This window comes from Azorhizobium sp. AG788 (assembly GCF_943371865.1).
Lineage (GTDB): Bacteria > Pseudomonadota > Alphaproteobacteria > Rhizobiales > Xanthobacteraceae > Azorhizobium.
On record NZ_CALRWL010000099.1, the window covers coordinates 1 to 5512 of the forward strand.

Genomic DNA, 5512 nt, shown 5'->3' on the forward strand with positions numbered 1-5512 from the left:
TCCCCGCGCCGGTCAGGCCGCCACATAGACGTTGGACGAGCCGAGCGCGGACAGCGCATCGGCGATGGAGGACGCCAGCACGTCGAAGGCTTCCGGCTGCGGCTGGGAATAGATCTGCAGATCGGTGAGGTCCGGGGTTTCCTCGAACCGCAGCTTCAGGCGGATGCCGCCGTCGCGCAGGAAGGTGTTGGGATTGAGCTTGCGGTCCCAGACGATCTGATAGTCGATGAGGGCGCCAAGGCTCTTCCTCTCCTCGCACGCCTCCTCCAGCGTCTTCACCAGCAGCGTCACCAGGTGGCCGCCCAGATCCTCGGACAGATAGCCCCGCAGCGCAGTGGAGAAGGCCTTCTCGATGCTGCGCCGGGTGCGGATGCGCTTGATGGAGCGATAGGCGCGGATGGTGGGATCGGTGGCGGTGGAGAACGGCGCCCACAGGGTCTTGTTCTCGATCACCGTGCCGACGCCGGCCTGCACCAGGTAATTGGCGTCGGAGGTGGTGTCGCCGTCGCGATAGGTCACCCGCTGCGAGGCGCCGAGGATGCCGATGAGCGGGCGGTTCCAGGCCGCCTTGAACGGATTGCCCACCTGCTTGTCGCGGCGAATGATCGCCGCGGCCACGTGGGGCGAGAGCGGCCGCACCACCTGCGCCCCGCTCAGATAAACCTTCGCACCCGGATACATGGCGATGATATTGAGCGAGGTCTTGAAGTCATCGGCATAGAGCGCCGCCGCCTCGCGGCTGGTGGCGGGCGTATCCACCACGGCCATGCAGTCGATGATGCGGGAGCACACGCCATCCATGGCGGTGGTGATGGGATTGGCGGCATTGCCCGGCCGGCTGCCGGTATAGCCCGGCGCGATCAGCAGGCCCGGCTCCAAACCGATATGGTCCTTGGCCTCCAGCTGCGCCCACACGCCGGTCTTGGCGCCGGCCGAGCCGACGATATGGCCCATGGTGGCCTCCGCATCGGCGCCCTCGGCCACCCGCACGAAGGAGATGTCGGTGACGATGCCTTCGGAGAGGATCTGGTCCACCGTGTCCCGCGCCAGGCCGGCGCCCAGCGCCGCCACCTGGTCCACATCGTCGATGGACAAAGCCACCGGCTCATCCAGCGGGAACAGGGTGTTGTCCGCCAGCGGTGCCGGCAAGGTCAGGCCGATGACGGTGCTGTCGCGGGTATCGACGGAGGCAACGGTGTCGGACAGATCGGAAAAGACCCGGACGCCGACAAACGGGGTGGTGGCGGACATGAAAGACCTCTTGAAGCGCGGTTGACGGGCGTCTTCAGAGGTCAGAATGTGCGGGGGATGACGCGGGACGGCACGGGTGACAGGTGTCGCCGGCCGGATAGAATGAGCTGAACAGAGGATAGCCGGGGCTGGCGACTTATCTCCGGCAGAGGTGGCCCCTCAACTTGGACCCGCTTTCGGACCTTGAGCCGTTACAGGAAGGCGGACATTGCCAGGCTCACCGCCCTGCATCCGGTTCCGACCCCATTGTTGCCGTCGGCAGCCTCTCGGCCGCTGCCCGAAACCGGTCAGCCACATATGAAGTGTTGGTGCGTTGGGAGCAGGCTCACCGGAAAATACACAACGACAACTGTGAACAATCGTGTTCGCCAGGTAAATCGGTGGCTCATCGATCGGGGCTTCGCTGCAGCCGGCGAGCTAAATAACTGGACGCTGACCGTGGTGGGCAAGATCGATCCGGGCTTGGACTATCCTTAATCAGACCAACAACAGCCGAAGCACCATATCGATTGTGTGAAGAGCGTCGGACACGGTCTGCGGGTCGATCTGCTGCCGCGAGTGTGCGGTACCGTCGAGTTTGGTCCGCTGTGCTTCCATCAAGTCGACCGCCTTCTCGATGACCTCTACGTCCGTGTCAGACCATCCGCGCCCGCGCTTCTTCACTGCTAGTTTGTACCGGTCCCGACGGGTCGGCCCTCTCCCGTCCTTCCGGGTCTGGTAGCCATCCTGGGCGATGAGTTCTTCGTCAGGTGCCACAGCGTGCAATACTTGGTTCACGAGTTCTCGTCCGGAGTGCGCCGCCTGCCGCTGCGTGTCTGGAAGCGTCGAGTTTGCTGCGCGCCATGCGCCTCGCCGCATATCCACGAACGAAGGCGAGAGCTTAAAAAGCGCAGCATCGAGTTCATCGATCGCACCTCGCTCCAATGCGCTTCGCCCCGCTTCAGTAATGACCATCCACTCCTCTGGATTACTTAGATCACCGTACGTCGGAACGATGAGGCCGGCGTCCTCCAACTCTCGCGCGCACTGCCTCGCCTGAGCGCGCTCTTCCATTTCGAAGGTGATGTCGTGTCCGAGTTCGCGCTCCAAGTCGCCGACCCGATACGGTGCACCCAAGATGTTTCCGATGTGCAAAGACCTGTCCGCTCGGGCGTAGATCCGCAGGAGCTGCAACATGATGTCGTAGTCGGTGAAACGAGGCATAGTCAGAGCGCCGCAGCAATAAGCTTCATCTCGTCCAAGATGAGTTCAATCCTCGGCTTTGCGTTCGGCGTCGACCTAGACTTTAGGTATGAGCCTACATGGGTGATCTTACGCACGCCGCGCTGCAGCCCGGTATTGATCAGCGCACCGCTCGCCATAGCCTTGTTCATCGCGTCGTAACTGCGATCTGAGTCGTGGGCGATGTGGTTCCGAAGGGACAGCCATAAGTTGATGTACTGCTTCCTAGCCCCGGAAAGCCCGTTGATACCTGCTCTGTGCGCTTCAAGCAGGTACTTGGCAGCACCTTTTCTAAGCGCGTCGTAACTTGGGAAAGTAACGTTGTTTCCATCGCTATCGAGCAACTCGGTGATCATGTCCACCGTCATGTGCTTCGTAAGCGTCACGGTCGTAAAGTGTTGCGCGATCAGCTGTTGTTTCGCCGTGCGATCGGCTTCGAAAGCGTTCCGCAAGTGAATCTGGAACTGCGAGGTGTCGCGGTTGATGTAGGCGATAAAGAGGTCATTAATGAAGCTCTCCCACAATGTCGCCGCGGTAAGGATCGTGTTCCTGACCAGCAAGGTTTGGTCTTTTTTGGTCGTCAGTGCCGCTTTTACTGTGGTGTAGAAAGCCTGGGCTTCCGCCAAACTTGTGTCGAAATCCGACCGGACATCGTCCGGATTCATTTTACGCATGTTTCCCCCCGCTCCACCCTCAGCAGCGGAGATCACCATACTGCCCGAGACTCGCGGTGGAAAGGCGAGCAGCGACTGCTAAGCGGCTTACTTTGACCAGAAGCAGACCGTCGGCAATCCACCCCATAGCGACGTGTCGGTCTGCCATGGGCATCTGTCGATATTTAGTGCCGGTGGTCACGCCGCTACCGACCAGTGTCCATCCCGATGCCCCTAAAGCCCCGCACAAAACCGCCACAGATCATCGATCTCGGCCGAGCTCATGTCCAGCATGGCGCCCAATGTGTCCACCAGCGGATTGGTGCGCTGGAAGCTGGTGGCGCCGGACAGCAGCATGCGGGCGGCGAACTGGTCGTCCGCTGACAGTTGCCCGATCAGCGCCTCGAATGCCGCCGGCAGCGTGCCGTTGCCCACCGCCGCAAGCGCCTCGGCCTGGGAGACCAGGCCGCGCAAAGCCAGCCCCTGGAAGAACTGCCGGTCGGAGATCTCGGCCGGCGGCGGCAGCGGCGGCGCCACATAGGGCGCGACCTCTCCCCCAGCGGCCAGCCATTCATCGCGCGCGCGGCGGATCGCCGTATCGGCCGGCAGGGCGAGATCATCGAACCACCGGGTGCCGTCGGCATAGGTGATGGCGATCGCGGTGCTGGGGGCCGGCGCCACCTGGATGATGTGCGTGATCATGGCGCTCACATGCGTGCGTTGAAGAGGCTGCCGGCGTTCACCACCACCAGCGACATGCCGTTGGCCGTGGCATCCGCTTGCAGATTGACCTGGGCATGCCGAACCCCGGCCGTGATGCTCCAGCTGTAGAGATTGAGGTAATCGGTCAGATTGGCCGACACCGACGGCGGCACCCGCATCTCCACGGGGTGGAATAGGGTCGCCTGATAGCCGTGATAAATGCCCGCGACCATGAGCGAGGATGCGGTGATCGGCGTATCCAATTTCCAATAATAGCGCTGGCTCTTGCGCAGTTCGTCCAGCGGATCGGGCATCTGCCAGACGGGCAGCACGCCGGTGTTCCCTATGTCCACATAGAGGCCGGCATCAAACAGCTCGAAGACATTGGCCGTGCTGGCAAGTCCGTTGGACTGGCCCGGCACCGCGAGCAGATTGCCGCTTTGCCAGCCGGGGCCGCCGGTGACCGCGGCCGACGCCGCCAGGCAGATGCTGAACATCAGGCCGCGGGTGGGGCCGGTGGCCCAGGTGCCGGCCAGATCGCCGGGAATGACGAAGCTCTGCAGGGTGTCCAGATTGGCTTGCCCCGCCGGGATCACGAACCCGGCCAGATAGGCGCGATCCGGCGTGCCGTTGCGGATCGCGAAACTGTAGGTGCCCGCCGGTCCCCGAAACCCGAACCGGGCCAGCGCCTGCCGGGCGGAGCCGGTGCCCCATTGCAGGTCGGCCACCTGCTGACCTTCCAGGGCCTGGGTCCAGGCCAGAGCGTCCGTGTCGCTGAGGGCCGCCTTGGCTGCGGTGATGGTGATGCGCAGCCGGTGGGACGCGCCGCCCGGCGTTGCGCCCTGCACCTGGGCGTGGGTGCAGGCAAAGCCGGAACCGGAGGCCGCGCTCTCCCATTGATCGGCGGCATAGCCGAGGCCGCCGCTGACCGGGGTGGAGCCCCATTCCTGGCTCACCCGCATGGCGCCATTGATGATGCGATTGCGCAGGGCATCGCTGGCGGCGGCGGCGGCCAGGTTCTGCCGCCCCTGCGCCTTCTGGCCATCGGTGAACGCCTGCCCCGCATCCACGCGCAGGCGCGTGGCCAGGGCGGCGGCCTGTGCGGCGCTCAAGGATGCGGACAGCGCATCCACCGCCGCGCGGATCTCCGAGGTGGCCGTGCCATCGCTCCAGGCGGAGGGCAGCATCTGGCCCGGCGCCGCCTCGCCAAAATACGGCCGATAGCCGAACATGGCCGAGGTGCCCTGGCCCGGCTTGGTGGGGCCTTTGACCACGCGGGGCGTCACGCGCACCGCGCCCGGCGGCGCGGTGGAGATCACCCACAGGCGGCGGGCGTCCTCGAAGCGCTGACCGGATGGCGCTTCCGGCGAGGCGCCGCCATTGGCGCCGGAGAAGGCGATGACGGTGGCCCCTGCCGCATTGGTCCCGCCGATGCTGTTGGAGGTGCCCATGACCGTGCCGGCGGCATCGAGCCAGACGAGATCCACATAGATCTGCAAAGCCCGATGGTTCCCGGTGGAGATGGAGAACTGGTACAGCTCGCCCGGCTGGACCGGGAACGGATTGCCGGCGCCGTCCACAAAGTCGAACCAGCTATAGACAGTGGCCTCGTCCCACTGGATCAGGAACCAGCCATTCACCCCCGGCGGCACCCAGACGGAATGCTCGCCCAGCACCCCGGCGAT

General features: G+C 64.3%; 5 protein-coding genes. All 5 read right to left on the reverse strand.

Annotated features, from left to right (window positions below; genetic code table 11):
• Positions 1-12: 12 nt before the first annotated feature.
• A complete protein-coding gene (locus AAG816_RS27285) occupies positions 13-1251 on the reverse strand; it encodes a phage tail sheath family protein (protein WP_341992869.1) in 1239 nt (412 codons plus the stop codon).
• Between the two features lie 477 nt (positions 1252-1728).
• Positions 1729-2454, reverse strand: coding sequence for a hypothetical protein (locus tag AAG816_RS27290; RefSeq protein ID WP_341992870.1), 726 nt, complete (start codon positions 2452-2454; stop codon positions 1729-1731).
• 2 nt (positions 2455-2456) lie between these two features.
• On the reverse strand, positions 2457-3146 hold the full coding sequence (locus AAG816_RS27295) for a HEPN domain-containing protein (protein ID WP_341992871.1): 690 nt from the start codon (positions 3144-3146) through the stop codon (positions 2457-2459).
• Between the two features lie 213 nt (positions 3147-3359).
• Positions 3360-3827: a hypothetical protein gene (locus AAG816_RS27300; RefSeq protein ID WP_341992872.1), complete on the reverse strand. Its 468-nt coding sequence runs from the start codon at positions 3825-3827 to the stop codon at positions 3360-3362.
• Between the two features lie 5 nt (positions 3828-3832).
• Positions 3833-5512: hypothetical protein (locus AAG816_RS27305; protein ID WP_341992873.1), on the reverse strand; the 1680-nt coding region annotated here is incomplete at its 5' end.